At 67.6% G+C, this 26,153-nt stretch carries 25 protein-coding genes; 6 read left to right on the plus strand and 19 right to left on the minus strand.

Annotated elements, in window-relative coordinates:
- Nucleotides 1-122: 122 nt before the first annotated feature.
- The 9 genes from ACWF4Z_RS36740 to ACWF4Z_RS36780 all read right to left on the minus strand — a co-directional run bounded on the left by ACWF4Z_RS36740 (nucleotide 123) and on the right by ACWF4Z_RS36780 (nucleotide 8,196).
- Entirely contained in the window at nucleotides 123-1,103 is a 981-nt protein-coding gene (locus ACWF4Z_RS36740; protein WP_452247869.1) for a hypothetical protein, read from the minus strand.
- A 208-nt stretch (nucleotides 1,104-1,311) separates the two neighbouring features.
- Nucleotides 1,312-2,307 carry a hypothetical protein gene (locus tag ACWF4Z_RS36745; protein WP_452247870.1) on the minus strand — a complete coding sequence of 332 codons (996 nt, stop codon included), beginning with the start codon at nucleotides 2,305-2,307 and terminating at the stop codon, nucleotides 1,312-1,314.
- A 112-nt stretch (nucleotides 2,308-2,419) separates the two neighbouring features.
- Nucleotides 2,420-3,373: a hypothetical protein gene (locus ACWF4Z_RS36750; RefSeq protein ID WP_452247871.1), complete on the minus strand. Its 954-nt coding sequence runs from the start codon at nucleotides 3,371-3,373 to the stop codon at nucleotides 2,420-2,422.
- Between the two features lie 114 nt (nucleotides 3,374-3,487).
- Nucleotides 3,488-4,156, minus strand: coding sequence for a GNAT family N-acetyltransferase (locus ACWF4Z_RS36755; RefSeq protein ID WP_452247845.1), 669 nt, complete (start codon nucleotides 4,154-4,156; stop codon nucleotides 3,488-3,490).
- Complete coding sequence (gene era / locus ACWF4Z_RS36760) at nucleotides 4,156-5,085, minus strand: GTPase Era (RefSeq protein ID WP_452247846.1); 930 nt, start codon at nucleotides 5,083-5,085, stop codon at nucleotides 4,156-4,158. Before era ends, ACWF4Z_RS36755 begins: the two co-directional genes overlap by 1 nt.
- On the minus strand, nucleotides 5,069-5,401 hold the full coding sequence (locus ACWF4Z_RS36765; RefSeq protein WP_452247847.1) for a cytidine deaminase: 333 nt from the start codon (nucleotides 5,399-5,401) through the stop codon (nucleotides 5,069-5,071). The genes era and ACWF4Z_RS36765 overlap by 17 nt, the downstream gene beginning before the upstream one ends.
- A gap of 77 nt (nucleotides 5,402-5,478) precedes the next feature.
- Nucleotides 5,479-6,783 carry a hemolysin family protein gene (locus ACWF4Z_RS36770; protein ID WP_452247848.1) on the minus strand — a complete coding sequence of 435 codons (1,305 nt, stop codon included), beginning with the start codon at nucleotides 6,781-6,783 and terminating at the stop codon, nucleotides 5,479-5,481.
- 7 nt (nucleotides 6,784-6,790) lie between these two features.
- On the minus strand, nucleotides 6,791-7,273 hold the full coding sequence (gene ybeY, locus ACWF4Z_RS36775) for an rRNA maturation RNase YbeY (RefSeq protein WP_452247849.1): 483 nt from the start codon (nucleotides 7,271-7,273) through the stop codon (nucleotides 6,791-6,793).
- Complete coding sequence (locus ACWF4Z_RS36780) at nucleotides 7,270-8,196, minus strand: PhoH family protein (protein ID WP_452247872.1); 927 nt, start codon at nucleotides 8,194-8,196, stop codon at nucleotides 7,270-7,272. The genes ybeY and ACWF4Z_RS36780 overlap by 4 nt, the downstream gene beginning before the upstream one ends.
- Before the next feature lie 270 nt (nucleotides 8,197-8,466).
- On the opposite strand from ACWF4Z_RS36780, the gene ACWF4Z_RS36785 reads away from it, so the two are divergent.
- Together ACWF4Z_RS36785 and ACWF4Z_RS36790 are read left to right on the plus strand one after the other, a co-directional pair.
- The gene (locus tag ACWF4Z_RS36785; protein WP_452247850.1) at nucleotides 8,467-8,976 is read left to right on the plus strand and encodes a SigE family RNA polymerase sigma factor; all 510 of its coding nucleotides are present in this window, start codon (nucleotides 8,467-8,469) and stop codon (nucleotides 8,974-8,976) included.
- Nucleotides 8,973-10,121 (plus strand): Gmad2 immunoglobulin-like domain-containing protein, encoded by a 1,149-nt coding sequence (locus ACWF4Z_RS36790; RefSeq protein WP_452247851.1) that lies wholly within the window; start codon nucleotides 8,973-8,975, stop codon nucleotides 10,119-10,121. The genes ACWF4Z_RS36785 and ACWF4Z_RS36790 overlap by 4 nt, the downstream gene beginning before the upstream one ends.
- A gap of 6 nt (nucleotides 10,122-10,127) precedes the next feature.
- Here ACWF4Z_RS36790 and ACWF4Z_RS36795 read toward each other — a convergent pair whose 3' ends face one another.
- The 6 genes from ACWF4Z_RS36795 to ACWF4Z_RS36820 form a co-directional block, all read right to left on the minus strand.
- On the minus strand, nucleotides 10,128-10,496 hold the full coding sequence (locus tag ACWF4Z_RS36795) for a YciI family protein (protein WP_452247852.1): 369 nt from the start codon (nucleotides 10,494-10,496) through the stop codon (nucleotides 10,128-10,130).
- A gap of 138 nt (nucleotides 10,497-10,634) precedes the next feature.
- Entirely contained in the window at nucleotides 10,635-11,351 is a 717-nt protein-coding gene (locus tag ACWF4Z_RS36800) for a 16S rRNA (uracil(1498)-N(3))-methyltransferase (protein WP_452247853.1), read from the minus strand.
- A gap of 156 nt (nucleotides 11,352-11,507) precedes the next feature.
- Nucleotides 11,508-12,650 carry a molecular chaperone DnaJ gene (dnaJ, locus tag ACWF4Z_RS36805; RefSeq protein WP_452247854.1) on the minus strand — a complete coding sequence of 381 codons (1,143 nt, stop codon included), beginning with the start codon at nucleotides 12,648-12,650 and terminating at the stop codon, nucleotides 11,508-11,510.
- Between the two features lie 34 nt (nucleotides 12,651-12,684).
- Nucleotides 12,685-13,707, minus strand: coding sequence for a heat-inducible transcriptional repressor HrcA (hrcA, locus tag ACWF4Z_RS36810; protein ID WP_452247855.1), 1,023 nt, complete (start codon nucleotides 13,705-13,707; stop codon nucleotides 12,685-12,687).
- A gap of 63 nt (nucleotides 13,708-13,770) precedes the next feature.
- Nucleotides 13,771-14,874: a Gfo/Idh/MocA family protein gene (locus tag ACWF4Z_RS36815; RefSeq protein ID WP_452247856.1), complete on the minus strand. Its 1,104-nt coding sequence runs from the start codon at nucleotides 14,872-14,874 to the stop codon at nucleotides 13,771-13,773.
- The gene (locus ACWF4Z_RS36820) at nucleotides 14,871-15,524 is read right to left on the minus strand and encodes a ThuA domain-containing protein (RefSeq protein WP_452247857.1); all 654 of its coding nucleotides are present in this window, start codon (nucleotides 15,522-15,524) and stop codon (nucleotides 14,871-14,873) included. Before ACWF4Z_RS36820 ends, ACWF4Z_RS36815 begins: the two co-directional genes overlap by 4 nt.
- 105 nt (nucleotides 15,525-15,629) lie before the next feature.
- Here ACWF4Z_RS36820 and ACWF4Z_RS36825 point away from each other — a divergent pair, with 105 nt between their 5' ends.
- The 4 genes from ACWF4Z_RS36825 (at nucleotide 15,630) to ACWF4Z_RS36840 (ending at nucleotide 19,571) form a co-directional block, all read left to right on the plus strand.
- Nucleotides 15,630-16,400: an MBL fold metallo-hydrolase gene (locus ACWF4Z_RS36825; RefSeq protein ID WP_452247858.1), complete on the plus strand. Its 771-nt coding sequence runs from the start codon at nucleotides 15,630-15,632 to the stop codon at nucleotides 16,398-16,400.
- 80 nt (nucleotides 16,401-16,480) lie between these two features.
- On the plus strand, nucleotides 16,481-16,966 hold the full coding sequence (locus ACWF4Z_RS36830; protein ID WP_452247859.1) for a DUF4870 domain-containing protein: 486 nt from the start codon (nucleotides 16,481-16,483) through the stop codon (nucleotides 16,964-16,966).
- A gap of 112 nt (nucleotides 16,967-17,078) precedes the next feature.
- Nucleotides 17,079-18,614, plus strand: a complete 1,536-nt coding sequence (locus ACWF4Z_RS36835) for an NCS1 family nucleobase:cation symporter-1 (RefSeq protein WP_452247860.1) — start codon at nucleotides 17,079-17,081, stop codon at nucleotides 18,612-18,614.
- Nucleotides 18,615-18,746: 132 nt separating this feature from the next.
- Nucleotides 18,747-19,571 carry a DUF3097 domain-containing protein gene (locus ACWF4Z_RS36840; protein ID WP_452247861.1) on the plus strand — a complete coding sequence of 275 codons (825 nt, stop codon included), beginning with the start codon at nucleotides 18,747-18,749 and terminating at the stop codon, nucleotides 19,569-19,571.
- On the opposite strand, the gene ACWF4Z_RS36845 is transcribed toward ACWF4Z_RS36840, so the two are convergent.
- The 4 genes from ACWF4Z_RS36845 to hemW form a co-directional block, all read right to left on the minus strand.
- Nucleotides 19,546-22,125 (minus strand): DUF3376 domain-containing protein, encoded by a 2,580-nt coding sequence (locus tag ACWF4Z_RS36845; RefSeq protein ID WP_452247862.1) that lies wholly within the window; start codon nucleotides 22,123-22,125, stop codon nucleotides 19,546-19,548. The genes ACWF4Z_RS36840 and ACWF4Z_RS36845 overlap by 26 nt on opposite strands.
- Before the next feature lie 99 nt (nucleotides 22,126-22,224).
- The gene (locus ACWF4Z_RS36850) at nucleotides 22,225-23,232 is read right to left on the minus strand and encodes a LacI family DNA-binding transcriptional regulator (RefSeq protein ID WP_452247863.1); all 1,008 of its coding nucleotides are present in this window, start codon (nucleotides 23,230-23,232) and stop codon (nucleotides 22,225-22,227) included.
- 91 nt (nucleotides 23,233-23,323) lie between these two features.
- A complete protein-coding gene (locus ACWF4Z_RS36855; protein ID WP_452247864.1) occupies nucleotides 23,324-24,649 on the minus strand; it encodes an ABC transporter substrate-binding protein in 1,326 nt (441 codons plus the stop codon).
- A 227-nt stretch (nucleotides 24,650-24,876) separates the two neighbouring features.
- Nucleotides 24,877-26,082: a radical SAM family heme chaperone HemW gene (gene hemW, locus ACWF4Z_RS36860; protein WP_452247865.1), complete on the minus strand. Its 1,206-nt coding sequence runs from the start codon at nucleotides 26,080-26,082 to the stop codon at nucleotides 24,877-24,879.
- Nucleotides 26,083-26,153 lie beyond the last annotated feature (71 nt).

Genomic DNA, 26,153 nt, shown 5'->3' on the forward strand with positions numbered 1-26,153 from the left:
ATCGTAATAAACGAGCAGCTCAACACCCGCAGGGTGGGGCGCACCCTGAGAAACCCCACGCCGCTCTCACCTGCGTGGGGGGCCGCCGCGACCGGCGCCCCCCGACCTTTCCAGCTAGCTGACTACTCGCTGACGAGCTGGTTGTAGTAGCCCGTGACCGAGGCGTCGGCGGTGCCGTCGAAGACACCGTTGAAGTTCGAGGACGCCGGGATCTTGCCGTACCCGGTGAGCGCCGTCGCCTTGCCGTTCGCCTTGCTCATCGCGTACAGGTTCGCGGTGTCGGTGTCGTGGTCGATCGCCGTGATCAGCGCGCCGCCCTTGTCACCGCACCCGAACACCACGAGCGACTCGAAGTTCTGCCACCCACCGGAGCGGATCAGCTTGACGACCGGCTTCGCCGTCGCCGTGATCGGGATCCGGATCGTGTACAGCGCACCGGCCTTCGTCGTCATCAGCAACGTGTCGTACGACGGGTTCTCGGCGATCACCGTCAGTGTCTTGAACGACCGGAAGCCACCGAACTTGCCCAGCGCCTTGAACCCGGTGCCGCTCGCCGCGTACCGGTAGACGAAGCCGTCGGTGTTCAGGCCGTACAGGTACGAGTGCCGGGGCTTCGTCAGCACGTAGTTCGACGTGGCGATGGCCTTGAAGTTCGTCCAGCCCGACCCGACCTTCGCGACGGTCGCCTTGACGGTGTCGTCGGCGTAGAGGTACGTCGTCTGCCGGTACAGGTTGCCGCCCTGCAGGTGCAGGCCGGACATGTGGAGCTGGGTCCCGGCCGCGTTGTAGACCAGGTACCAGCTCGCGGACGCCCGGGCGGTGACGAACTGGTAGGGCGCGTAGCCGGAGGAGATCGGCGGCTTCGGCGGATTGGCCGGCGTGACGTCGACCCAAGGAGCCGTGCCCGTCGGAGTGACCCAGCCGACTGTCTGAATGCATGCGTCCGCCGCGGCCGAGGCCTTCTGCGGCTGACCCGCCTTCAGCTGGGCCGGAAACTTGTCCAGTGAGAACGGCTTCGGGTCGTTGCCGGCGATGGCCGGGCCTGCTGTAGCGGTCGCTGCGAGCATGCCGATGCCCGCGACGGCGAGCGCGAAGCGCTGCATCTTCTTCAAGGAGTCCCCCTCCAGAGACCGATTGTCTCGACGTGCTCGAGATCGAGGGCGACTATAGCTGGCGCTGGGGACCGAATGGGTGTATTTGCAGCTAATTGCAATGATTCGGGACCATACCGCTTCGGCGGCCGTGACAACGGGCCCGGGAACGGCGTTCCCGGGCCCTCAGTGACTACCTGGTTACTCGCTGACTACCTGGTTACTCGCTGACCAACTGGTCGTAGTAGGTCGTGATCGCGGCCTCGGCGGTGCCGTCGAAGGCTCCGGTGAAGTCTTCCCCGGCCGGGATCTTGCCGTACCCGGTGAGCGCCGTCGCGGCGCCGTTCGCCTTGCTCATCGCGTACTCGTATCCGGTGTCGGTGTCACGGTCGATGGCGGTGATCAGCAAGCCGCCCTTCTCACCGCACCCCTGCACGGACAGGGATTCGAAGTTCTGCCACCCACCGGAGCGGATCAGCTTGACGACTGGCTTGGCCGTCGCGGTGATCGGGATCCGGATCGTGTAGAGCGCACCGGCGTTCGTGGTCATCAGCAACGTGTCGTACGACGGGTTCTCGGCGATCACCGTCATCGTCTTGAACTTCGAGAACCCACCGAACTTGCCCAACGCCTTGAAGGTGTTGCCGTTCACGACGTACCGGTACACATAGCCGTCCGAGTTCAGGCCGTACAGGTACGAGTGCCGAGGCTTCGCAACGCTGTAGTTCGACGTGGCGATAGTCTTGAAACTCGTCCAGCCCGACCCGACCTTCAGCACGCCCGGGTGGAAGCCGGCGTCGTCGATGTACGTCGTGTGCCGGTACAGGTTGGCGCCCGACAGGAACAGACCGGTCATGTAGAGCTGGGTACCGGTCGAGTTGAAGTTCAGGTACCAGGCCGCGGACGCCCGCACACCGACGAACGGGTACGGCACGTAACCGCTGGACGTCGGCGGCTTCGGCGGCTTCTGCGGCGTGATGTCGGCCTGGCCGACCTGGCCGGCGGCGGTGACCCACGCGACCGACGAGAAGCAGGTGTCCGCGGGGGTGGCGCTTGCCTTCTTCGACTGCCCCGCCTTCGACTGGGCCGCCTTGACCTGGTCGGCCAGCTTGGCGGCCGCGGACGGCTTGGGGTCGTTCTGTGCGACGGCCGGACCGGTCGCCGCCGTGGCGGCGAGCATGCCGATGCCCGCGACAGCGAGCGCGAAGCGCTGCATCTTCTTCAAGGAGTCCCCCTCCAGAGACTGATCATCTCGACTGACTCGAGATCGAGCGTGACTATAGCTGGCGCGAGGAGCAGATAACTGTCCTTGCACCTAGTTGCAAAGGTCACTCGCTGACGAGTTGCGAGTAGTACGTCGTGATCGCGAAGTCGGCGACACCGTCGAAGACGCCGTTGAACGCGTCGCCGGCCGGGATCTTGCCGTACCCGGTGAGCTGCGTCGTGGCGCCGGTCGCCTTGCTCATCGCGTACTGGTACCCGGTCTTGGTGTCACGGTCGATGGCGGTGATCAGCAAGCCGCCCTTGAATCCGCAGCTTTCCACCAGCAGCGATTCGAAGTTCTGCCACCCACCGGAGCGGATCAGCTTGACCACCGGCTTGGCCGTCGCGGTGACCGGGATCCGGATCGTGTAGAGGGCGCCGGCGTTGGTTGTCATCAGCAACGTGTCGTACGACGGGTTCTCGGCGATCACCGTCATCGTCTTGAATTTAGCGAACCCACCGAACTTGCCCAGCGCCTTGAAGGTGTTGCCGTTCACCGCGTAGCGGTACACGTTCCCGTCGGAGTTCAGGCCGTACAGGTACGTGTGCCGCGGCTTGGCCACGGTGTAGTTCGACGTGGCGATCGTCTTGAAACTCCCCCAGCCGGTGCCGACCTTGGAGAAGATCAGGCGCTCCGTGGACAGGTAGTTGGTGACCCGGTACAGATTGCTGCCCTGCAGGAACAGGCCGGTTTCGTAGGCCGTCGTACCGGTCGAGTTGACCACGATGTACCAGCTCGCGGAGCTCCGCATGCCGACGAACGGGATCGGCGGATAGGCCACCGCGCTCGGCGGCTTACCCGGCGTCACGTACGCCTCGGTCTGCTGCGCCGCTGCGTTGACCCAACCGACACTCTGGATGCATTCCGCTGCGGCGGACGACTGCGTCCTCGCCTCGGCGATGTGCCTGGCTGCCAACGCTGCCCTCGGCTCCGGCTTGCCGCCCGCGACGGCCGGCGCGGCCATTGCGCTCGTGACCAGCATGCCGATCCCCGCTGCGGCGACCGCGATTCGCTGCACTGTCTTCAAGGAATTCCCCTCCAGCTCTCAGTCTCGAACGACTCGAGATCGAGGCCCGACGGTAGCGTCCCGCCGGGGGCATTCCGGCACCCTTTAGGGTCGGCTCGAAATGTTCTACACCAGTTCGACGAGCGTGACCTTCATCTCGTTCGACAGCGTGAATCCCAGCTTGGTGTAGAGGCGGATCGCGCCGGTGTTGGTCCCACCTGTGTGCAGGAACGGCGTTCGCCCGGTCGCTTCGATGCCGGCGGCAACAGCCCGGAGCAGGCGACTCGCCAAGCCAAGGCCCTGGTACGACGGGTGCGTGCAGACGGCGCTGATCTCGGTGTACTCGGGCAGGGCGAACCGGGTCCCCGCCATCGCGATCAGGTCACCGTCGCGGCGGATGCCGAGATACGTCCCCAACTCGATCGTGCGGGAGCGGAACGGACCGGGGTCGGTCAGCGCCACGAGCGCGAGCATCTCGGGTACGTCGTCCGGCCCGAGCACGACCGCCTCGTCGTCAGGAACCCCGAACGTCGGCGGCGCGACGAACTGGACCAGGTCGAACTGGCGGTCGAGCTTGAACGGCACGGGAACGGCGAAATCCGGCCGGATCAGCGCGGCCGAGGATCCGGTGCCGAGGAGAACGGCGGCGTCGGCCCAGTCCTGACCGGTCGGGTCGTCGGGCAGACCGAGGAACGGCGCGACCGCCGTCGGGTACCGCCGGGCGTTGCCACGGACCTCGGCGAAGGTGGAGTGCGGACCGGTCAAAGCGGCGTACACCGGGTTACGCAGGCTCATCAGAAACCGAGTTTCCTCAGGTGCTTGGCGTCGGTCTGCCAGTTCTTGGCGATCTTCACGTGCAGATCGAGGTAGACCGGCGTACCGAGCAGGGCCTCGATCTGCTGGCGGGCGGCCGCGCCGACCTCGCGCAGCCGGGCGCCCTTGTGGCCGATCACGATTCCCTTCTGGCTGTCGCGCTCGAGGAAGATGTTCGCGTAGATGTCCAGCAGCGGCTTGTCCTCCGGCCGGTCCTCGCGCAGGCCCATCTCGTCGATGGTGACCGCGATCGAGTGCGGCAGCTCGTCCCGGACCCCTTCGAGCGCGGCCTCGCGGATCAGCTCGGCGACCAGCGTCTCCTCGGGCTCGTCGGTGATGTCGCCGTCCGGGTAGAGCGGGAAGCCCTCCGGGAGCAGCTTGACCAGCTCGTCCGCGACCACGTCGACCTGGAAACCCGACGTCGCCGAGACCGGGACGATCGCGGCCCACTCGATCCCGGCCGACTCCCCCAGCGCCTGGATCTCGGACAGGTGCTCGAGCATCCGGTCCGGCTCGACCAGGTCGGCCTTGGTGGCCAGCGCGACCTTCGGGGTCTTCGCGACCTTCGCGGCCTCGCCGACCAGGAACCGGTCGCCCGGCCCGATCTTGTCGCTGGCCGGCAGGCAGACCGCGATCACATCGACCTCGGCCCAGGTGGTCTTGACCACGTCGTTCAGCCGTTCGCCGAGCAGCGTGCGCGGCTTGTGCAGACCTGGCGTGTCGACGAGGACGAGCTGTGCGTCCGGGCGATGCACGATCCCACGCACGGCGTGCCGCGTGGTCTGCGGCTTCGACGACGTGATCACGATCTTCTTCCCCACCAGAGCGTTGGTGAGGGTGGACTTGCCGGCGTTGGGGCGGCCAACGAAACAAGCGAAACCGGACTTGAACGGCTCAGGTGTTGACGACATCGAGGACCTCTCCGGCGCCGTTGGCGCGGACTACGGGAATGTTGGCGCCGGCGAAGTAGCGGACGACGCCCGGGTCGGCGGAGTCCGCCTCGGTGACGATCGCCGCGGCTTCCAGACCCTTCACCCCGGAGGAGAGCGCCATCGCCACGGCCAGCTGCAGCGCGGTCAGCTGGACGGTGTCCAGCGCGACTGTGCAGGCGGAATACGTCCGGCCGTCGGTGTCTCGGACGGCGGCGCCCTCGGCGGCGCGGGTCCGAGCACGGGCCGCGCGGGCGAGTGTGACGAGTTTGGCGTCTTCGGCCGAGAGGTCTGACAAGAAATACTCCAAAGAACAGAACAACAAGCTGAACCGGTGATGGTTCTGAGTGAGTAGGTGGGCAGGTGCGGAGTGGATCAGGCGTGCTGGTGGTTCTGGTCCTGCGGGGTGGTGGCGGGGTCTCCCCGTCGTACCAGCACAGTACCGACCTGGTTGCGGCGGCCGGACGGGCGCTCGGCCGTCAGCGACAGCCCTTCGAGCTCCACCTCGGCGCCGGGGATCGGGACCTTGCCGAGCAGCTTGGCCATCAGCCCGCCGACGGTGTCGACGTCGTCGTCGTCCAGCGGTACGCCGAACAGCTCGCCGAGCTCGTCGATCGGGAGCCGGCTGGAGACCCGGTACGCGCCGTCGGACAGCTCCTGCACCGAGTCCGGGTCCTCGTCGTACTCGTCGGTGATCTCGCCGACGATCTCCTCGAGGATGTCCTCGATCGCGACGAGTCCCGCCGTACCGCCGTACTCGTCGACGACGATCGCCAGGTGCATCCGGGCGGCCTGCATCTCGCGCAGGAGCTCGTCGACCGGCTTGGAGTCCGGTACGTACATGCACGGCCGCATCACCGACTCGACCCGCTCGGTCGACTCGGCGGACGCATTGTCGTAGACGCGGCGCATCACGTCCTTGAGGTAGACCACGCCGAGGATGTCGTCGAGCGACTCACCGATCACCGGGATCCGCGAGTACCCCGAGCGCAGCGCCAGCGAAGTGAGCTGGCGGAGCTTCTTGTGCCGCTCGATGTAGACCATGTCGGTCCGCGGCACCATCACCTCGCGGACGATCGTGTCGCCCAGCTCGAAGACCGAGTGGATCATCTGCCGCTCGCCGGACTCGATCACCGCGGACTTCTCCGCGTAGTCGACCAGCGCGCGCAGTTCGGCCTCGGTCGCGAACGGGCCTTCGGCGAATCCCTTGCCCGGTGTCAGCGCGTTGCCGATCATGATCAGCACCTTGGGCAGCGGACCGAGGATGCGGGTCAACGCCATCACCGGACCGGCCGAGACGATCGCGAACCGGTCCGAGTGCTGCCGGCCGAGCGTGCGCGGCGCGACGCCGATGATCACGTACGAGACCAGCACCATCACCACCGCCGTGATCAGGATGTGTTCCCAGGTGACCTCGAGCACGCCGGACAGGGCCTGCGTGACGAGCACGATCGCGGTGATCTCGCAGCTGAGACGGAGCAGGAGCAGCGAGTTCAGGTACCGCGGGGCGTCGGAGAGCAGATCGCGCAACCGAACCGCGCGCAGGTTGCCCTGCTCGACCTGCTCGTTCGCGCGCACCTTGGAGTACGACGACAGTGCCGCCTCGGCACCGGCGAACAAGCCGGCCAACAGGACAAGCACCGCAGCCACAACCAGAAGAACAAGGTCGTGGGAGGTCACAGCAACGTCACTCCTGCCCTAACCGGTTTCCCGGGGCGCGCCATGCTTCTAGGAGGCGGCCTTGGACGTCCCACATTTCTGCTTTTTCGGCGGGTTCGGCGTGGTCGTAGCCGAGGAGGTGCAGGATGCCGTGGACGGTGAGGAGCTCCAGCTCGGCCCACGTACCGTGGCCGGCCTTCGCGCCCTGCGCGGCCGCGACGGTCGGGCAGAGCGCGATGTCACCCAGATGCCCGAGCGGAAGATCCGAGTCGTCGCCGGTGTCCGCGGACCCGGGGCGGAGCTCGTCCATCGGCCACGACATCACGTCGGTCGGACCCGGAAGATCCAGGAACTCGACGTGATACTTGGCCATCGTGTCCTCGTCGACCAGCTTGATCGACAGCTCACATTCCGGATGCAGCCGCAGCGACGACATCACGAACCGGCTGAGCCGCATCAGTCCGTGCGCGTCGATGTCGACGCCGGACTCGTTGTTGACCTCGACGTTCATCTGGTGGAGTCCGCACTGCCTTCGTAGTTCTCGTACGCCGAAACGATCCGGCCGACCAGCTTGTGCCGGACGACGTCGTGTGAGGTGAGCCGGCAGAACGTCAGGTCCTGGACCCCCTCGAGGATGTCCTGGACGACGCGGAGACCCGAATTCGTCCCGGTCGGCAGGTCGACCTGGGTGACGTCGCCGGTGACAACCATCTTCGAGCCGAACCCGAGCCGGGTGAGGAACATCTTCATCTGCTCGGGCGAGGTGTTCTGCGCCTCGTCCAGGATGATGTACGCGTCGTTCAGCGTCCGCCCACGCATGTAGGCCAGCGGCGCGATCTCGATCGTGCCGGCCGTCATCAGCCGCGGGATCGACTCCGGGTCGAGCATGTCGTGCAGAGCGTCGTACAGCGGGCGCAGGTAGGGGTCGATCTTCTCCGACAGCGTGCCGGGCAGGAAGCCGAGGCGCTCACCGGCCTCGACGGCCGGCCGGGTCAGAATGATCCGGGTGACCTCCTTGGCCTGCAACGCCTGCACGGCCTTCGCGACCGCCAGGTACGTCTTGCCGGTACCGGCGGGGCCGATGCCGAAGACGATCGTGTTCTTGTCGATGGCGTCGACGTAGCGCTTCTGGTTCAGCGTCTTCGGCCGGATCGTGCGGCCGCGGCTGGACAGGATGTTCTGCGTCAGCACGTCGGCCGGGCTCTCGGCGGTCGCGGACTTGATCATCGCGATGCTGCGCTCGACCGAGTCCGCGGTCAGGCCGTGACCGGTCCGGACGACGGCGATCAGCTCGTCGATCAGCCGCTCGGCCAGGGCCAGCTCGGCGGGCTCGCCGTTCAGCGTGATCTCGTTGCCGCGGACCATGATGTCGGCGGCGAACTCTTTCTCGACGATGCGGAGGAACTCGTCCCGGGCTCCGAGCAGGGCCACCATGTCGATGCTGTTCGGCACGACGATCTTGTGTGACGCCTGCGCGCCGGCGGTGGCGTTGTCACGCGCCTCCGAGTCGATACTGCGTGGCCTGGACAGCCTGTTCCCTCCTGATGCCGATGATGCGAACTACCCCATGCTAGCCTCCCGCGCCGACAGCCTCACTCGTAATAACCCGCGACGCCCCGATTCGGGCCCGCCTGTTGTCAACCTGCAAGGCCGCCTTCGCGTCATCGTGTCGTGGCACAACCGGCCGTGGTGTACGAAGAGTGCGTGACACCTGAGTCCTCGTGGGATGCCGACGAGGCGCTGACGGCTGTGTACACGGCGCACTACACGTCGCTGGTCCGCCTGGGCGCCTTGCTGCTGCGCGACGTCGGCGCGGCCGAGGAGATCGTGCAGGACGCGTTCGTCGCGATGCACGGCCGCTGGCACCGGCTGCGCGACCCCCACAAGGCCCTCGCCTACCTGCGGACCGCAGTGGTGAATCGCTGCCGCTCCCGGCAGCGTCACCTGGTCGTGGTGGACAAACACCTGCCACGGACCCTGCCGGACGAGCCCAGCGCGGAGCACGCGGCGTTGCGGACGGCCGAGACCGACCGGGTCATCGACGCGATGCGCACCTTGCCGGAGAAGCAACGCACTGTGATGGTGCTGCGGTACTACGGTGACCTCTCGGAGGCCGAGATCGCCGACACGATGGGTATCAGCAAGGGATCCGTGAAGAGCCACGCCGCGCGCGCGACCAAGTCGCTGCGCCAGCTCCTGGAGCGGAACGCATGAACGACAACCCGAACGACGCGTTCGACGAGCTGATGCGCCGCTCCCTGGCCGAGGAGGCGGACCGCGTTGAGCCGACCGACGCACTGCCGGAGATCCGCGCTCGCGCGCACGCCCAACGCCGACCCGCGGCTCGTCGGCCCTGGGTCCTCACCGCGGGCGTGGCCGCCCTCGGGACCGCCGCGGCGATCGGCGCGTTCACCGTCTTCACCGGCCAGCAGGACTCCGCGAACGACGGCGACACCGTCGCCGGAGCCGGTACGACGACCTCGGCCACCGGAGTCCCGTCGTCGAAGCTGCCACGAACGCCCGTCGTGACCCCGGGTCCGACCCTGGCCACACCGACGACTCAGGTGGCGACCAAGGCTCCGACCGACGCCGGCGTACCCGAGCAGTCGGTGAAGAGCGCCGTCGTACCGATCTATTGGCTGGGCGACCGCGCCGGCGGGACGAGCGGCATCGGCCCGAAGCCGAGCGCGCAGGCGAGGTCGACCACGCGCCTGTACCGCACGTGGTCCAAGGTCTCGGGTCGTCCGGCCGTCCAGGCGCTCCGGATCATGACGACCAAGTCGCCGTCCGACCCCGACTACTACACGGTCTGGCGCGGCGCCGAGGTCGGCTCGGTCCTGCAGAGCAAGGACATGGTGACGGTCGACTTCAAGCAGCTCCCGTCCACGAGGCTCGACGCCGACCTGGCGGATGTCGCCGCGCAGCAGCTCGTCTACACCGTCCAGGGCGCCCTGGGCAGCGGCTCGATGCCGATCCTGATCACCCAGCAAGGACGGATCGGCGCGAAGCTCTTCGGCCAGATCGACACCTCCGCCCCGCTGGGCCGGGCCCAGGCGGCCGACGTCCAGGCCCTCGTCTCGATCGACTCCCCCGAGAACGGTCAAGTGCTGGGTGATGGCCCGGTCACGGTCCAAGGCAGCGCCAACGCCTTCGAGGCCACCGTCAACTACCAGGCCACCAACCTCAAGACCCGCGCCGTCGTCAAGGGGTTCACGAACACCAAGCAGGGCCAGAAGTTCGCGCCGTACCTCTTCGAGCTCAAGCTCGACCCCGGCTCCTGGCAGATCGAGGCCTACCTGATCTCCGACGCCGACGGCACGATCTCCGACGCCGACTCGAAGATCATCGAGGTCAAGTAGGCCGCGTCAGGCCTTGGTGTCGAAGCCGACGGGGTTGGGGAACCGGTGCACTTCCTGCGGCCAGTCCAGCGCGACAGCGAGCCGGCCGGCCCAGTACCGCGCGGCGGCGTCATCGGCGACGTCGATCACGGCGAAGCCGCCCAGGTGTTCCTTGGACTCGACGTACGGCCCGTCGGTGAAGATCGGCTCGCCGTCGCGCGCCGTGACGCTGCAGACCACGGTCGAAGCGTCGAGCGCCCCGTTGCCGAAGACGAACAGGCCGGCGGCCTTCAGCTCGTCGATCACGGCGCGCGAGGCGACGCCTTTCGCGCCGATCTCCGCCTCGGTGTGGTCGGGCACCCACTCGTCGTTGAAGCTGATCAGATACTCCGCCACTGTCGTCTCCTGTCAGACCAGAACGAGGACCGGTTCACGGCTCTCGGCGCGGCGGCCACGGTGACCCCGCACCAACTCCACGAACGGGAACGCTGCGATACGACATCATCCCGGAGACCACTCAGTCCGCGCGGTCCACTAGCGCCAGCGGGAGTGGGTCAGGAGGGCGGCTGTGGCGGCGACTCCGGCGGTCGAGGTGCGGAGAACGGTGTCGCCCAGGCGCACCGGCTCGACGCCGAACGTGGTCAGCTCGGCGGGCGTGATCCCGCCTTCGGGACCGATCACGATCACCACGTCGCCACCAGCCGGTACGTCGAGACCGGCGAGCGGGACGGTGGCTTCCTCGTGCAGCACCACCGGCAGAGCCGCATCGCTCAGCAGTTTGGCGACCTCGGCCGTGGTGGCGATCGGCGTCACCTCGGCGAACCACGACCGCCGCGACTGCTTGCTCGCCTCGAACGCCCACGCCTGCCACTTGGTCAGCGTCTTCTCGACCCGCTCGGGGTTCGCGCGGAACTGACTCCGGTCCGCGTTCCACGGCACGATCACGTCCGCGCCGACCTCGGTCAGCATCTCGACCGCCAGCTCGGCCCGCTCACCCTTCGGCAACGCCTGGACGACGACCAACCGCGGCTCGGCCGCCGGCACACTCCCCCGCTCGTCGACGCCAACCGTCACCCCGGCCTTGGACGCGACCGTCACCGGTCCCTCGGCCCAAGCCCCGCGCCCGTCGGTCAACCGGATCCGCTCGCCCGGCCCGATCCGTCGTACGACAGAAGCATGCCGCCCCTCAGCGCCGCCGAGCACCAACTCGTCCCCGTCGAGCTCCGCACGAAAAAACACGGCGACACTCATCTACCGACCGCCTCCGAGCCATCCACCATCCGAGGGGCTGGCCCCTGAAATGGTGGGTTGCACCCTGCGCATCTCAGGGGACAACCCACCAATTGCGGGGTCGGCCCCTGAAATGTCGAGGGGTGGGGGAGACATCGCGCGGGGGCCGGATGGGATCTAGTGGGCGCCGAAGGCGTCGCGGAGGCGGCCGAAGACACTCTTGTGCGTGGCCTGGACGTGTCCCTGCGGGCGCTCCTCGCCACGCACCCCGGCCAACTGCCGGAGCAGGTCCGCCTGGGCGTCGTCAAGCTTGGTCGGGGTCTCGACGACAATCTCGATGATTAGGTCACCGCGACCCGCGTGCCGCAGCCGCGGGACACCACGGGCCGACAGCCGCTGCGCCGTCCCGGACTGCGTGCCCGGCAGAATCTCGAGCGGGGTCGTCTCACCTTCGAGCGTCGGCAGGTCGATCGTCGTACCGAGCGCGGCAGCCGTCATCGGCAGCGTGACCGTGCAGTGCAGGTCGTCGCCGTTGCGGGTGAAGATCTCGTGCGGTTCGACCTCGATCTCGACGTACAGATCACCGGCCGGGCCGCCGCCGGGGCCGACCTCGCCCTGGCCGGACAGCTGCACGCGGGTGCCGCTGTCGACGCCGCCGGGGATCTTGACGGTGACGGTACGACGGGACCGGACCCGGCCGTCGCCCGCACACTCGACGCACGGGCTCGGGATGATCGTGCCGAAACCGCGGCAGTTCGGGCACGGGCGCATCGTCCGCACCTCGCCGAGGAACGACCGCTGCGTGTGGGTGACCTCACCGCGTCCGTGGCAGATCTCGCAGGTGACCGGCTCGGAGCCGGCCGCCGCGCCGGAACCCGAACAGGTCGGGCACAGGACCGCGGTGTCGACCTTGAGCTCCCGGGTCGTCCCGAAGGCGGCCTCGGCCAGGTCGATCCGCAGCGGGATCAGGGCGTCCTGCCCACGCCGGGTCCGCGGCCGCGGCCCGCGGGTCGCCCCGCCGGTCTGGCCGAAGAAGGCGTCCATGATGTCGGTGAACGTGAAGGCCTGGCCGAACCCGGCACCACCTGCGGCGCCGGCACCGGACGCGAACGGGTCACCGCCGAGATCGTGCATCTGCCGCTTCTGCGGGTCGCTCAGCACCTGGAAGGCACGGCCGATCTCCTGGAACTTGTGGTGCGCGTCCTCGGAGTCGTTCACATCCGGGTGGTACTGGCGGGCCAGCTTGCGGTACGCCTTCTTGATCTCGTCCGGTGAAGCGTCACGGCTGACGCCCAGGACGGCGTAGTAATCGGTGCTCATACTCCAGACCAGGGGTTGGTGGGGGCGTCTCTCATTATGAGTCCGCCAGAATCTGGCTGACGTAGCGGGCGACGGCGCGGACGGCGCCCATCGTGCTCGGGTAGTCCATGTGGGTCGGGCCGACGATGCCGAGCGTGGCCAGCGCCTCCGACTTGGACCCGTACGTGGTCGCGACCACCGAGGTGGTGGCGAGCCCCTCGTACGGGTTTTCGTGGCCGATGCGGACCGTCAGGGTCTGCGGGTTGGTCGCCTCGCCGAGCAGCTTGAGCAGGATGACGTGCTCCTCGAGCGCCTCGAGCACCGGCTTCACGTTCCGCTCGAAGTCGTCGCCGTACCGGGTCAGGTTGGCCGCGCCGCCGACCGCGATCCGCTGCTCGCCGACCTCGTCGGTGAACGCCTCCAGCGACGTCGTCACGATCGCCGCGACGAGCTGCCGATCGGCCGGCGCGAACGTGTCCGCGACCTGGGCCAACGAGGTGGTCGCGTCGGTCAGGCGCTGACCGGCGAGCACTGTGTTGAGCCGGGAGCGCAGGTCGGCGATCAGGTGCTCGTCCACGTCCTGCTGCTGCTCGACGATCCGCTGCTCGACCCGGCCGGTGCTCGTGATCAGCACCAGCAGCAGCCGCCGTGGAGTCATCGTGACGACCTCGATGTGCCGCACGCTCGACCGGTTCAGCGACGGATACTGCACGATCGCGACCTGGCGGGTGATCTGGGCGAGCAGACGGACAGTGCGCCGTACGACGTCGTCCAGGTCGACCGCACCGGCCAGGAAGGAGGTGATCGCCTTCTTCTCGGCCGGTGTCAGGGTCTTGACCGTGCTGAGCTTGTCCACGAAGAGCCGGTAGCCGGCGTCGGTCGGGATCCGGCCGGCGCTGGTGTGCGGCTGGGTGATGTACCCCTCCTCCTCCAGCGCAGCCATGTCGTTACGCACGGTCGCCGGAGAGACACCGAGGTTGTGCCGATCGACGAGCGTCTTCGAGCCGACCGGCTCGTGGGTCGCTACGTAGTCCTCGACGATGGCGCGGAGAACATCCAGCTTGCGGTCGTCCAGCACCCGCACCACCCTCTCCGCTTCGGCACTCTGAGTATTTGGCACTCAAACATTCAGAGTGCCAGTCTAGGCGGTCTCGGGTGACGCTCCCAACGGAACGGCGGCGGGGCGCTCAACAGTGCTCGCAATATCCAAGGGCTGGTCCTGTACGGCGGAGTCCACGAAAGACTCCATCACGTCGAGCACGTGGAACGCGAGGGTGCCGTTGGCCCGGTGTGGTTCGCCGTTGCGCAGCGCCCGAGCCATGTCCGCCACTCCGACCCCGCGGCCGGCTCCGGCGTACCCACCGGCGACCGGAACCTCGGTCCAGTCACGGTTCGTGGCCGTGGCGATCTCGACCGTGCCGTCGAACCCGTTCGGGTCCGGGACCGACAGACTGCCCTCGGTTCCATGCACCTCGATCCGCGGCAGGCGTCCGGCCCACACGTCGAACGACATCAGCACAGTGCTCAGCGCACCGGACTCATGCTCGAGTACGCCGGTCACGTGCGTCGGCACCTCGACCGGGAAGGTCACACCGGCTCGCGGACCGGTGTGGATCTGACGCTCGGCCTTGGACTTGCCAGCTCGCGCCGTGACTCGCCGCACCGGTCCGAGCAGGGTCACCAGGCTGGTCATGTAGTACGGACCCATGTCGAGGACCGGACCGCCACCAGGCTGGTAGTAGAACTCCGGTGCGGGATGCCAGAGCTCGTGCCCGGGCGTCACCATGAACGCGGTCGCAGCGTGCGGTACGCCGATGTCACCACGGTCGATGACCGCCCGTGCGGTCTGGGTGCCGGTGCCGAGGACGGTGTCCGGCGCACAGCCGATCCGGAGGTCGTTGGCGGCCGCGTACTTCAGCAGTGGCTCGGCCGCAGCCCGGTCGATCGCCAGCGGCTTCTCGCCGTACACGTGCTTGCCGGCCTCCATCGCCGCCTGGTGCACCGGCGCGTGGGCGGCGGGGATGGTCAGGTTGAGCACGATGTCGACGTCGTCCGCGGCGTACAGCTCGTCCGGGGACAGTGCGCGGATGCCCGGGTTCTGGTCGGCGATCGCCTGCGCCCGGCTGACGTCCAAGTCCGCGACAGCGACCACGTCGACGCCGGGGAGCTTGGCCAGGTGCTCCAAGTACGTGCCGGAGATCACTCCGGTTCCGACGATGCCTACCCCGGTCACTGTGCCCGTCATCGGCTCGCCCACAGCAGCCCCCGCTCGATGATCGTCCGCACCGCGGGTGTCTCGAGGTCGTCCAGCTTGTGACCGACCGTGCAGACGAAGACCTTGCCCTCACCCCAGGTCCGGGTCCAGACGACCGGCATCACCGCGCCCTCGATCCACGGGTAGTCCGGGTGCGAGGAGAACGTGGTGGTGGCCAGGACCGTGTCGGTCGGGTCGTAGTGGATGTAGTACTGCTCGGTGTGCACGTCGAAGTGGCTGATGCCCTCGACGATCGGGTGCCCAGACTGCTCCGGGACCACGTCGACGCGGTAGTCGGTGAAGCCGTGCGGGTGCGAGATGAACTGCCCACCGACGATGAAGTTGTAGTCGGCGCTGTTCCGGAACGAGTCCGCGATGCCGCCGTGCCAGCCGGCCAGCCCGGTGCCCTGACGGACCGCGGCGTCCAGAGCCTTGACGTGCTCGTTCGGAATCTCGCTCATGGTGACGCACTGCAGCACCAGGTCGACGCCGTCCAGCTCGAGGTAGCTCTCGGTCGTGTCGGAGACGGTGACGTCGTAGCCGTTCTCCTTCAGGTACGGGATGAACAGGTCGGTCGCCTCGACCGGGACGTGACCTTCCCAGCCACCCCGGACCACCAATGCTCGCGTCAAGACAGCCATCCTTCGAAAGTTTCGAGGTTTCTATCGGAACACTTGCGACCTTAGACGTCGTCAACCACCAGGCTCAAGAGATGAGCCGGAACTTCCCCGGGTAAGGTCGCTGACATGAGTGCGTGGGCCGAGGTCGGGGATCGTTGCTGGGTTCGGCGATACGACGAATGGGACCTGAACGTCGGCCTGGTGGTCGGATCGGACGGCGCGCTGGTGATCGACACCCGCGCCACGACCGAGCAGGCCGAGGAGCTTCGCGGACACATCCGTGAGCTGACCGATCAGCCGGTCCGGTGGGTGGTCAACACCCATGCCCACTTCGACCATGTCGTCGGCAACAGCGTCTTCACCGACGCAACCGTCTACCTCCACGAGAACGCGGCCACACAGGAGGACCTGAGCGGTACGACGTTCTCGGTCGCGAAGGTGATCGAGCTCGGCGATCGCCGGGTCGAGCTGCTCCACCTCGGCAACGGCCATACGTCCGGCGACGCGATCGTCGTCGTACCGGATGTGGATGTGTTCTTCCTCGGTGACATGGTCGAAGAGTCCGCGCCACCGTCGTACGGCGACGACTCGTTCCCGCTGGAGTGGCCGGACACGCTGGACCGGGTGATCGGGCTGTTCTCCGAGACGTCCACGGTGGTCCCCGGGCATGGTGCCGTTGTGGATCCGGACTTCGTGCGCCGGCAGGCCGATGATCTCGGCACCATCGCCAACACGATCTCCGGGCTGCACCACGCCGGCACGTCGCTGGAGGACGCGCTGAAGCACACCGACGACTGGCCGTGGTCGGTGGCGGAGCTTCAGGAAGCGATCAAACGCGGCTACGAAACGCTCGGGACACCCCGCCGGCCGACGCTCCCACTGCTCGGCCCTGGGTAGGCCTGCCTGAAGGCGCACAGGTGTGCGGTCGTTGGCGCAATTCGGCATTCTGGGTGCCGTCGCTCTTCTACGGTTCCGTCATGACCGAACCACAGAACGGCTCGCAGCCGCCGTATCAGGCTCCGCAAGCACCACACGCGCCCGAGGGCCAGGCGCCGTACCAGCAGACGTCGTTCAACCAGACGCCGCCGACCGCCGGCCCGAACTCCGGGCCGAATTACCAGGCGCCGCCGCCGCAGCCGCTGCGTCCCGACGAGGAGCGCACCTGGTCGCTGGTCGCGCACATCGGCACGATCGTGCTCGGCTTCATCGCGCCGCTGATCGTCCTGCTGGTCAAGGGTGAGCAGTCGCCGACCGTCCGCGCCAACGCGATCGAGTCGCTGAACTTCCAGATCACCGTCACGATCGGGTACGTCGCCTCCTCGATCCTGATGGTCGTGCTGGTCGGCTTCTTCACGTTCTTCGCGATCTGGGTCCTGGCGATCGTGCTCGCGATCATGGCCGCGATGGCGGCCAGCAAGGGCCAGGCGTACAAGTACCCGTTCGCCCTGCGCCTGATCAAGTAGACGGCTGATCAGCTAAGACCTGACATAAGTCGTAGTTGTCCGTTGACAGGACGTCACGTCGTACCGCAGTTTGTTCCGAGGTAGACGTCCGCGACCGGATGGGGTGGGACCGATGACCACGATGGAACAGACCGTTCACCCCGACGGGCGGGTCGAGCTCGCCGATCCGGACGCGGTGGTGAACAGCCGGTACGGGAACGCCGAGCTGGCGCCGACCCGGTTGCCGGAGCGGACCTGGACGACGTACAACTACGCGGCCTTGTGGATGGGGATGGCCCACAACATCCCCAGCTACCTGCTCGCCGCCGGGCTGGTCGCGCTCGGGATGAACTGGCTGCAGGCGTTCCTCACGATCACGCTGGGGAACCTGATCGTCCTGGTCCCGTTGCTGCTGAACAGCCACGCGGGCACGAAGTACGGCATCCCGTTCCCGGTGTTCGCGCGGGCGTTCTACGGCGTCCGCGGCGCGAACTTCCCGGCGTTGCTGCGCGCCTTCATCGCGTGCGGCTGGTTCGGTATCCAGACGTGGATCGGTGGGCAGGCGATCTACGTGATCGTCGGTGAGTTGTTCGGCAAGGGCTGGACCGAGGCGTCCGCGATCGGCGGGCATCCGTGGACGATGTGGCTCAGCTTCGCGTTCTTCTGGTTGCTGCAGATGGTGCTGATCTGGCGTGGAATCGAAGGTCTGCGCCGGTTCGAGAACTGGGCGGCGCCGCTGGTCACGGTCGCGTTCCTGGCGCTGATGGTCGCGATCCTGGTCAAGGCCGGCGGGTTCGGTCCGATCCTGTCGCAGCCGTCGAAGCTGGGCTGGGACGCCGACTTCTGGAAGATCTTCGCGCCGTCGCTGATGGGCATGATCGCGTTCTGGGCGACGCTGTCGCTGAACATGCCCGACTTCACCCGGTTCGGGAAGGGTCAGCGGCAGCAGATCTGGGGGCAGATCATCGGGCTGCCGACGACGATGTCGTTCATCGCGCTGGTCTCGATCATCACCACCTCCGGCACGGTCATCGTCTACGGTTCGGCGATCTGGGACCCGGTCGAGCTGACCCGCCGGTTCGAGAACCCGGTGGTCGTGACGGTCGGGCTGATCATGGCGATCCTCGCCACCATGTCGTGCAACGTGGCCGCGAACGTCGTGAGCCCGTCGTACGACTTCGCGAACGCACTCCCCCGCTGGCTGAACTTCCGTACGGCGGGGCTGCTCACCGGCGTGGTCGGGATCGTGATCCAGCCGTGGCGGCTGATCTCGGATCCGTCGATCTACATCTTCGTGTGGTTGTCGTTCTACGGCGGCCTGCTCGCGTCCGTGGCCGGTGTGCTGATCGCGGGCTACTGGCTGATCGACCGGACCAACCTGTTCCTCGGCGACCTGTACCAACCGAACGGCCGCTACTGGTACGCCGCCGGCTGGAACTGGCGAGCCGTCGTCGCCACGCTCTTGGGCTCGCTGCTCGCCGTCGGTGGCGCGTACTCGAACCCCGGCGCCGGCCCGTTCCCCGAGGACGGCCTGATCCCGTTCCTGAAGCCGCTCTACGACTACTCCTGGGCCGTCGGCCTGGTCGTCGGCTTCGTCACCTATCTCGCGCTCACCGTCGCCGCGCCATCCCGCCAAGCATCCGCAACCCACGCAGCCCCCACCTTCTAACCCCCACCGGCCGCCGGTCCCCACCGGCCGCCGGTCGCGAGGCCGACTTTGTGCATGAGATCCGTACGCCGCGAGCCGCGGGATACGGATGTGGTGCACAAAGTCGGAGCTGGCGAGCTTTAGGGTTGTCGAGTGGCTGACAGGTATGGGAACGATGTCCTGAGTGGGGATTGGCGGAAGCCCAAGAACGGGCGGACCGTCGAGGTGGAGATCGAGAAGGGGATGGTCGTCGAGGAGCCGACGTCGGGGTTCGTCGGGGCGATCGTGCGCTGGGAGCACGGGGTCGTCGATCTCGAGGACCGGCACGGCAGGATCAGGACCTATCCGCTCGGCCCCGGCTTCTGGCTGGACGGCAAGCCGGTCAGCCTGAAGCCACCGAAGAAGGCCGGTCCGGCGAAGAAGACGCGGACCGCCTCGGGCTCTGTCGCGGTCAACAACGTCCGGGCGAAGGTCGCCCGGGCCAGCCGGATCTACGTCGAGGGCCGGCACGACGCCGAGCTCGTCGAGCGGGTCTGGGGTGACGACCTGCGGATCGAGGGCGTCGTGGTCGAGTATCTCGAGGGTGTCGACGACCTGCCCGGGATCGTGAACCGGTTCCAACCAGGTCCCGGCCGGCGCCTCGGCGTACTGGTCGATCACCTGGTCGAGGGATCCAAGGAGTCGAAGATCGCCGCACAGGTCACCGACCGGCACGTGCTGGTGGTCGGTCACCCGTTCATCGACATCTGGGAAGCGATCAAGCCGTCGTCGGTGGGGATCAAGGAGTGGCCGAGGATCCCGCACGGACAGGACTGGAAGAAGGGTGTGCTGCAGACCTTCGGCTGGCCGGCCACCGATCAGGCCGACGTGGCGGCGGCCTGGAAACACATCTTGTCGAAGGTGAATAGCTTCGCCGATCTCGACCCGGCACTGCTCGGCCGGGTCGAGGAACTCATTGATTTCGTGACGATGGACTGAGCGCCGGCATCCGCTGGTCGATCCAGGACCGGATCCGGTGCCGCGTGCTCCGGACGTACCAGGCGACGACGCCGAGGATCGCGGTGGCCGCGAGGACCGCTCCGGCCAGCACCGCGAGCAGGATGCGGACGGCGGCAACCTCCACGATCCCGGCCGCGACCAGCAGCACCACACCGGCCACGAACGTTGCCACCGGCAACCATGGCTCGAACACCAACGGTCGCCTCGCCGGCGTCAGCTTCACACCCCGGACGACGCGCTCCCAGAGCAGGACGCGAGCCGGCTCGGTGAACCAGCGCGCACACCGCAGCAGCCAGGACGTGGGCTGCGTCTGACGCCCCGCGGTCGCCTTGACCCACGTACCGACCTGCGGCCCGAGACCACCGGACACCTCGACCATCCGGTCGGCCAGGCCCTTGGTCGTCGCCCGGCCTTCGACCGACTCGTTCAGCTCGTCGCGCATCGTCACGAGCGCATGCAGGCCCGCGTCGGCCGGGAAGTCCTCGGCCAGCCGTTGGATGCGCTCGGCAACGGTCTTGAGCTTCCAGTCCTCGGCCTCGAGCACCTGCCGCTGGGTCTCGCGGATCCAGTCCGCGTCGGCGCCGAGCATCGCCCCGAGGTGCGCGACGCAGTGCAGGCGGCCCATCAACCAGTCCCACCGCCGCCAGTCCGCCGCACCGAACGCGCCGAAGTGCCCGACCTGCGATCCGTACAGGATCCGGTCCTTCAGGTTGTTCGCGATCGACCCTTCGGGCTGGTCGTCCAGCAACGTCAGCGGAATGTCCGGCCCGAGCCGGAGGAACTGGAACGGCGCACTGCGCTGCTGGGGTGTGCGAGCCGACGTACATCTCGACACGATCTCGACCTCGAGCGCGGTGCCGACGAGCTCGCGACCGATCGACGCGATCAGGTCGCCGAACACGTCGCCGAGCGCCCGCTGGATCTGTAACTGGTCGAAGAGGTCGGCCAGCCCGACCGCCACCGCCTCGGCACCACCGGCGGGCCGCAGATCGAGGTCAGCCTTGGTCAGCTCCTCGGTCAGCGCATCACGCACCGCCTGCGTGTGCAGGAGGCAGTCGCTGGTCGCCTTCAGCCGCCGCTCGAGCTCGGGCCGCTCGGCCGGCGACGCATCGGTGATCTGGTTGCGCAACGAGCGCAGGATCAGCCGTACGACGCGCTCGGCCGCACCGGTCCCCCACAGCCACACCGGGTTGCCGTCGGCATCGTCCTGCAACGCGGCGGTCGAGCCGTCGGGCGCCGGCACCCACGGGTGATCGCCCGCCAGGATCTCGTCGACGTCCGGCTCCGAGAGCGCGGAAGCGGCGTCCAGCACGGTCGACTGATCGTGGTTCGCGACCGTCACCGCCTCCCAGACCCCACCGGCGGCACGGCCCCGCGAGTACACCGGCTGCAGCGCCGCGGCGGCGGCCCGCAACCGGGCCCGCTCTTCTGGTTGCTCCATGCAACGATCGAAGAGCCGCTGGGTGTCGGACCAGGACGCGTCCGCCTCCAGGAGCAGGCGTTCGAGCTGCTCGACATCGGACCGGAAGTCCACCTCACGCGGGAACTGCACCGCCGACAGCGCGGCCACCCGCCAGCTCGGCTCCTTTGCCTCGGGCAACGCTGTGGACGCACTCCCGATCCCGGCCGACGGCACGACGTACAAGACGTAGCGGCTCGCCCGTCCGGCCACCGGCCGCCGCGCGACCACATCGAGAACCGGCCCGAACGGCGCGTTGTCGAGAACGCCGCCATCGACCAGCCACGCGCTGCTCCCGGCCGGGGGCTGCATCCGTGGTGGCGACGAGGCCAGCTTCGGCGTCTCCATCACCGGCCCGAACGCCGCCGGGAACGACGCCGACGCCCGGGCGGCCCGCGCCAGCAGCTTCGTGTCCTTCAGCCCGTTCGTGTCCGCGACCGAATACTCGCGGGTCGTGCCGTCGTACTTCTCGGCGTCCTCACTGGTGAAGCCGTACAGATACCGATGATCGGGTACGACGAACGCCTGGCCGGCCGCGTCCTTCGCCTCGAACTGCTGCACGCCCAACCCGGACGCGGTGACGAACAGCGTGACCGGCTCCTCGGCCGCAGTCTCGCCCGCATCGGCGACGCCCTTGAGCAGGTTGTCCAACTCCTGCAGGAAATACTTGCCGTCGAGCACCGACGTGGACTTCTCCCCAACCGCCGGAACCAGCTTGCCGACCTCGAGCGAGCCGAGCGCGACCCACTTCTGCCGCAGCCATGGGCCGTGCTCGCCGTCCGGGTCCAGGGTCGATCCGTTCGAGATCGCGGTCGCCAGCAGCGACCCGTTCAGCCCGCCGGCACTGGTGCCCGCGATCACGTCGACCACGACCCGCCGGTCCTCGTCCCCCTGGCGGCACAAGTCACGCCACCGTTTCGCCAGCTCCTCGTCGTACGGCTGCGACTTGGGTGCCTTCCCGTCGCCCGACGCACGCCGAATCAGATCCAGCTCGTGCGTCACGCCGCCCATCCACACAGCCAGACTGACCCCGCCGTTCAGCACCAGCGCGATCCGGATCTCATGGTCGGTCATGCATCCCCCTTTCGCCCACAAATACCACGGCCGTCACCAACACCGACAGTCATCGCAGCACAGAGTGAACAAAAGGTTGTGGACGTATGCACGAACTGTCTACGCGGACTCGCGGATGATCAGTTCGGTGTCGTAGATCTCGGGGCTGTGGAGGTCGGCGCCGGCGATCTTGGCAAGGAGGATCTCGGCAAGTCGCGCGCCCAGCTGCTCGACCGGCTGGCGGACCGTGGTCAGCTTGGGCGTGGTCGTGGTCGCGAGTACCGAGTCGTCGAACCCGACCACAGCGACGTCGTCGGGCACCCGCCGGCCCCGCTGCGACAGCACCCGCAGTGCCGCGGTCGCCATCAGATCGGACGCGACAAACACCCCGTCAAGATCAGGGTGTTCGTCGAACAACCGCAACGCGGCCTGCTCACCGCCGTCCGCCGTAAAGTCGCCGTACGCAACGATCTCGGGCAGACCCGCCGCCTTCACCGCATCCTGGTACCCGGTCAGCCGATCGAGCCCAGCGGTCATGTCGAGCGGCCCGGCGATCGTCGCGATCTTCCGCCGTCCGATCGACAGCAGATGCTCGACACCCGTCTTGGCCCCGGCGACGTTGTCCACGTCCACGCTCGCGACCGGCACGTCGACACCCAGCGGCCGGGCACTGAACACGATCGGCAACGGCAACAACGCGAGCTCCTGCAGGACGTTGTCCCGGCCGTGGTGACTGATGATGATCGCGCCGTCGACGTGCCCGCCGCGCAGATACCGCAGCAGGCGCTGGTCATCACCCTCGGCCGGCTCGATCAGCAGTACGAGCTGCGACGAGGTCGGAGCCAAAGTCCGGCTGACTCCACTGAGCATGCCCGCGAAGAAGGGATCGGAGAACACCCGGCTGTCCGGCTCAGGCACCACAATCGCGATCGAGTCGGTCCGCCGCGTCACCAGCGCACGCGCCGCCCGGTTCGGCACGTAGCCGAGTGAGGCGATCGCCCGCTCGACAGCGGCGACCGTGTCCGGCAGGACCTTGGGTGATCCGTTCACAACCCGCGAGACGGTCGCCCGCGACACTCCCGCGAGCGCTGCGACCTGCTCCAACGTCGGAGAACCAGAGTCGTTCATCGGTCCTCCCGGAGTTGGTGGCGCTAACCTTCACACCGTAGTACGCGACCGGGCGAATCTGCGTAAATTTCTAACTGCGGCAAGGCGTGTTCTAACTTCCCTTTCGCGTGTTCGCGGCTTTCTCGGCGAGGTCGAGCGACTGTTCCCAGCCCGCCTTGCCGGTGAGTTTGCCGGCGTCGACGAGGGCCAGCTTGGCGCTGAAGACCTGGTTGACCTCACCTTCGCGCGGACCCTTGTGCTGTTTGAGGATCACGCTGCGGGCCCGGTCGATGAAGATCTGCCCGACGGGCGCGTTGTTGAAGTACGCATTGACTTGCGACTTCACGTTCGGATCGTTGTACGCGTCCAGCGTCGACGGGAACGATCCGATCTTCTTGAACACCTTCACCTGCTGCTCCGGCGCGGTCAGCCAGGCGGCCAGCTTGGCGGCCTCCTCAGGATTCTGGGACTGCTTCGGCACGGTCAGGTACGACCCGCCCCAGTTGCCGCCACCGCCGGGGAACACGTCGGCGACGTCCCATTTCCCCTTGCCGTACGTACCGGCGTTGTCCTGGATCACGCCGAGCAGCCAGCCCGGGCAGGCCATCGTCGCGAACTTGTCGGTCCGGAAGGCCGCGTTCCACTGGTCGCTCCAGGCCTCGAGCCCGGCGGACAGCCCGTCCTCGGACCCCTTGACGACCTGGTCCCAGGTGTTCTTCAGCAGCGGGTTGTCCTCGCCGAGGAAGCGGTCCTCGTTGGAGTAGTAGGCCTCGATCAGCTGGTTGCGCATCGCTTCCCAGGTGAGCACCGCGGAGTCGTACCAGGCCGAGTTCGGCACCTTCTCCTTGAACTTCCGCCCGGTCGCGAAGTACGACGGCCAGTCCGCGAACAGCTTGGCCACCTGAGCCCGATCGGTGGGCAGCCCGGCCTTGGCGAACAGGTCGCGGCGGTAGCAGATCGCTTCGGGCCCGATGTCGGTGCCGTACCCGAGGATCTTGCCGTCCGGCGTGGTCGCGCCGGCCACCTTCCAGTCCAGCCAGCGGTTCTTCAGGTCGTCGGCGCCGTACTGCCGCAGGTCGACGAACTTGTCCGACTTGGCCAGATACTTGTAGATCCAGCTGATCTCCATCGCCTCGATGTCGGCCATCCCGGAGCCGGACGCCAGGTTCGTGTCCAGGTTCTTGATGTGCGCGTCGACGGTCGGCGCCTTGCGCTCGACGATCTTGATGTTCGGATGCAGGCTTTCGTACTCGCGGTACAGGTCGTCGTAGCCGAATTCGTTGAAGGTGGCAACGGTCAGCTCGACCTTCGGCCCGTCGTCACCGCCGACGGCATTCGACGTACCGGACGAACCGGACCCGCCGCACGCGGTGGCGAGCAGGATCGCTCCGCAGGCAAGCAGGAGTGTGATGGGGCGTGTGCGGGCGCTGTGCCGCATGGTGAAAGCTCCCTGGAACTGGACGGAGTTGAGAGCGCTCTCGGATCGCGAAAGTGAGCTGAGTCTCAGCCGTTTCAACCGGTCGTGTCAAGCTCTTCACGGTCACACTGAGATACTTGCCAGTTCAGGTCAGTACATAGCATCCGCCCTGGTCACGGACAGATCCGCCGCGATCACCGAGCGCTGTAGACCCTGGCAGTTCGCTGAGAGTGATCGTTCTTGATCAGTTACGGGAGCAGATCGCGGACCACGGCGTCGGCGAGCAGGCGGCCTTTGCGGGTGAGGACCAGCCGGTCGCCTTCGGGCCCGACCAGGTCGGGCATCCGGGTGGCCGCGGCCCGGCCTTCGTCGTCCAGTACGTCGAGTGGCAGGCCGGCGGAGAGCCGGATCTCGAGCAGGACGCGTTCGACCCGGCGGGTCTCGGCATCGAGGGTCTCCCGCGCGTACGCCGGACTCACGCCGGCGTCGAGGCGTTCGGCGTACGCGCTGGGATGCTTCACGTTCCACCAGCGGACGCCACCGACATGGCTGTGCGCGCCCGGGCCGATCCCCCACCAGGTGTCGCCGCGCCAGTAGAGCTCGTTGTGGCGGCAGCGCGCTTGCTCGGTGCGGGCCCAGTTGGACACCTCGTACCAGCTGAGTCCCTGCGCGGACAGCAGCTCGTCGGCGAGCACGTACTTGTCGGCCAGGTCGTCGTCATCAGGCATCGGCAGCTCGCCCCGGCGGACGCGGCGGGCCAGCTGGGTGCCGTCCTCGACGATCAACGCATAAGCGCTGACGTGGTCGGGCTGTGCCGACAACGCGGACTCCAGCGAGATCCGCCAGTCGTCGAGTGTCTCGCCGGGCGTGCCGTAGATGAGGTCCAGGTTGACGTGCTCGAAGCCGGCCGCGGTCGCTTCCTTCACGGCCTCGAGCGCGCGGCCCGGGGTGTGCTGGCGGTCGAGGATCTTGAGGATGTGCGAGGAGGCGCTCTGCATCCCGAAGCTGACGCGGGTGAAGCCGGCTGCGCGCAACTCCTCGAGGTACTGCTGATCCACGGACTCGGGATTCGCTTCGGTCGTCACCTCGGCCCCCGGAGCCAGTCCGAACTCGTCGCGTACGGCGGCCAGCATCCTGCCGAGATCCTTCGCCGGCAGGAGTGTCGGCGTTCCGCCACCGAAGAACACCGTCTCGACCGGACGGTCCAGCTCCGTCAGCACCCGCCTGGCCTGCCGGACCTCGCCGACCGCGGTTTCGGCGTACGACGCCTGCGATCCACCGCCGCCGAGCTCCTTGGCGGTGTAGGTGTTGAAGTCGCAATATCCGCACCGCGACGCGCAGAACGGCACGTGCAGGTAGAAACCCAGCGGCCGGGACCCGGCCTCGCGAACGGCGGCTTCCGGCAACGCCCCGTCCGGGGGCGCAACCTCCCCCTCGGGCAATGTCGACGGCACCCACCCATACTACGGACCGCCCCACCCCCTCTCTTTCCTTCCTTTTCTTCACCGTTTTGCCGTGGAGTTGT

Source organism: Kribbella sp. NPDC055071 (genome assembly GCF_053608045.1).

What these genes read in the sequence shown, in the direction of transcription:
- ACWF4Z_RS36740 (WP_452247869.1), bottom strand. Translation starts at nt 1,103, where the DNA reads ATGCAGCGCTTCGCGCTCGCCGTCGCGGGCATCGGCATGCTCGCAGCG.
- ACWF4Z_RS36745 (WP_452247870.1), bottom strand. Translation starts at nt 2,307, where the DNA reads ATGCAGCGCTTCGCGCTCGCTGTCGCGGGCATCGGCATGCTCGCCGCC.
- ACWF4Z_RS36755 (WP_452247845.1), bottom strand. Translation starts at nt 4,156, where the DNA reads ATGAGCCTGCGTAACCCGGTGTACGCCGCTTTGACCGGTCCGCACTCC.
- era (WP_452247846.1), bottom strand. Translation starts at nt 5,085, where the DNA reads ATGTCGTCAACACCTGAGCCGTTCAAGTCCGGTTTCGCTTGTTTCGTT.
- ybeY (WP_452247849.1), bottom strand. Translation starts at nt 7,273, where the DNA reads ATGAACGTCGAGGTCAACAACGAGTCCGGCGTCGACATCGACGCGCAC.
- ACWF4Z_RS36780 (WP_452247872.1), bottom strand. Translation starts at nt 8,196, where the DNA reads ATGGTGGCCCTGCTCGGAGCCCGGGACGAGTTCCTCCGCATCGTCGAG.
- ACWF4Z_RS36790 (WP_452247851.1), top strand. Translation starts at nt 8,973, where the DNA reads ATGAACGACAACCCGAACGACGCGTTCGACGAGCTGATGCGCCGCTCC.
- ACWF4Z_RS36800 (WP_452247853.1), bottom strand. Translation starts at nt 11,351, where the DNA reads ATGAGTGTCGCCGTGTTTTTTCGTGCGGAGCTCGACGGGGACGAGTTG.
- dnaJ (WP_452247854.1), bottom strand. Translation starts at nt 12,650, where the DNA reads ATGAGCACCGATTACTACGCCGTCCTGGGCGTCAGCCGTGACGCTTCA.
- ACWF4Z_RS36815 (WP_452247856.1), bottom strand. Translation starts at nt 14,874, where the DNA reads ATGACGGGCACAGTGACCGGGGTAGGCATCGTCGGAACCGGAGTGATC.
- ACWF4Z_RS36820 (WP_452247857.1), bottom strand. Translation starts at nt 15,524, where the DNA reads ATGGCTGTCTTGACGCGAGCATTGGTGGTCCGGGGTGGCTGGGAAGGT.
- ACWF4Z_RS36825 (WP_452247858.1), top strand. Translation starts at nt 15,630, where the DNA reads ATGAGTGCGTGGGCCGAGGTCGGGGATCGTTGCTGGGTTCGGCGATAC.
- ACWF4Z_RS36830 (WP_452247859.1), top strand. Translation starts at nt 16,481, where the DNA reads ATGACCGAACCACAGAACGGCTCGCAGCCGCCGTATCAGGCTCCGCAA.
- ACWF4Z_RS36835 (WP_452247860.1), top strand. Translation starts at nt 17,079, where the DNA reads ATGACCACGATGGAACAGACCGTTCACCCCGACGGGCGGGTCGAGCTC.
- ACWF4Z_RS36845 (WP_452247862.1), bottom strand. Translation starts at nt 22,125, where the DNA reads ATGACCGACCATGAGATCCGGATCGCGCTGGTGCTGAACGGCGGGGTC.
- ACWF4Z_RS36850 (WP_452247863.1), bottom strand. Translation starts at nt 23,232, where the DNA reads ATGAACGACTCTGGTTCTCCGACGTTGGAGCAGGTCGCAGCGCTCGCG.
- ACWF4Z_RS36855 (WP_452247864.1), bottom strand. Translation starts at nt 24,649, where the DNA reads ATGCGGCACAGCGCCCGCACACGCCCCATCACACTCCTGCTTGCCTGC.